This window comes from Streptomyces sp. NPDC057623, assembly GCF_042800355.1.
Taxonomy (GTDB): Bacteria; Actinomycetota; Actinomycetes; order Streptomycetales; family Streptomycetaceae; genus Streptomyces.
On the sequence record NZ_JBHVGZ010000079.1, the window covers coordinates 41,670 to 43,179 of the forward strand.

General features: G+C 67.7%; 1 protein-coding gene. It reads right to left on the bottom strand.

The window, feature by feature from the left end; translation table 11 throughout:
- Window positions 1-176 precede the first annotated feature (176 nt).
- Window positions 177-1,334, bottom strand: coding sequence for an acyl-CoA dehydrogenase family protein (locus ACFU95_RS43520; protein ID WP_152173033.1), 1,158 nt, complete (start codon window positions 1,332-1,334; stop codon window positions 177-179).
- Between the last annotated feature and the right edge of the window lie 176 nt (window positions 1,335-1,510).

Genomic DNA, 1,510 nt, shown 5'->3' on the forward strand with positions numbered 1-1,510 from the left:
TGGGGTTGTTGTTGGAGGGAGAGCTTTGTGGCACACCGACCCAACCCCCCCCCCATCCTATCCCCCCCCTTCCAGCGTGTGCAGCCCCCCCCGCACGGGGCAGCCGCGAACCCCCCCCCCCTCTTCCCCCCCCGATGCCCGTTCGACGGGGTGTCACCCGAGTCTCCACCCGGGACTCAGAGCCCCATCTCCCTGGCGATGATGATCTTCATGACCTCGTTGGTGCCGCCGAAGATCCGGTTCACCCGGCTGTCGGCGTACAGCCGGGAGATGGGGTACTCGTTGATGTAGCCGTAGCCTCCGTGCAGTTGGAGGCAACGGTCGATGATCCGGTCGGCGGCCTCGGTGCAGAACAGCTTCGCGGAGGCCGCGTCCGTCGCCGACAGCTCCCCGGCGTCGTAGGCGTCGAGAGCGCGGTCGACGACGGCCTCCGCCGCGTCGATCTCCGCCTTGCACGCCGCCAGTTCGAACTTGGTGTTCTGGAAGGTGGCCAGCGGCTTGCCGAACACATGGCGTTCCAGGACGTACTGCCGGGTGAAACGAATGGCGGCCTTGGCCTGCGCGTAAGCGCCGAAGGCGATGCCCATGCGTTCCCGGGGCAGGTTCTGGGCGAGATAGCGGAAGCCCATGTTCTCCTCGCCGAGGAGGTCTTCGCGCGGTACGCGCACATCGGCGAAGGCGAGTTCGGCGGTGTCCTCCACCTTCAGCCCCAGCTTGTCGAGCTTGCGGCCGACCGTATAGCCGGCCGACCTGGTGTCGACGACGAGCAACGAGATCCCGTACCGCCGGTCGTCCTCGCGGGGCGGCGCGGTGCGCACACAGACGATCACACGGTCCGCGTGCACGCCGCCGGTGATGAAGGTCTTCGCACCGTTGAGGACGTAGTGCGTGCCGTCCTCGGACAGCTTCGCGGTCGTCCGCATCCCGGCGAGGTCGGAGCCGGTACCGGGTTCGGTCATGGCGAGGGCGAACATGATCCCGCCGGTGGCCAGCCCGGGAAGCCAGCGCCGTTTCTGCTCCTCGGTTGCCAGCGCCTTCAGATAGGGAAGACACAGCGCGACCTGCGGGCCGGAGCCGCCGAACGACACTCCGGCCCGCGCGGTCTCCTCCGTGACCACCGCCTGGAACTTGTACGACGCGATACCCGCGCCGCCGTACTCCTCCGGGACCTCGATCCCGAAGACACCGAGCTCGCCGAGCTTGAGGTAGAAGTCCCGCGGCACGATGCCGTCCTTGTACCAGGTGTCGTACACGGGCACGACCTCGGCCTCGACGAAGGCACGGACGGTCTTGCGGAACTCCTCGTGGTCGGCGTGGAAAACAGTGCGGCGCAACGGAACCTCCTGGCGAGAACGACGGCATCCGCGCGGAGGCAGGCCTGCCGACCCTCTGGAATCTGCGGGTGACGGAATCCGCGTGTCACGGGTCACGGAACGGTCCGGGGGCGCTGAGCCCCCGGACGAATTCATGCGTCTAAGGGATCAACCGGTCGGAGAACCAGTCGGCGACC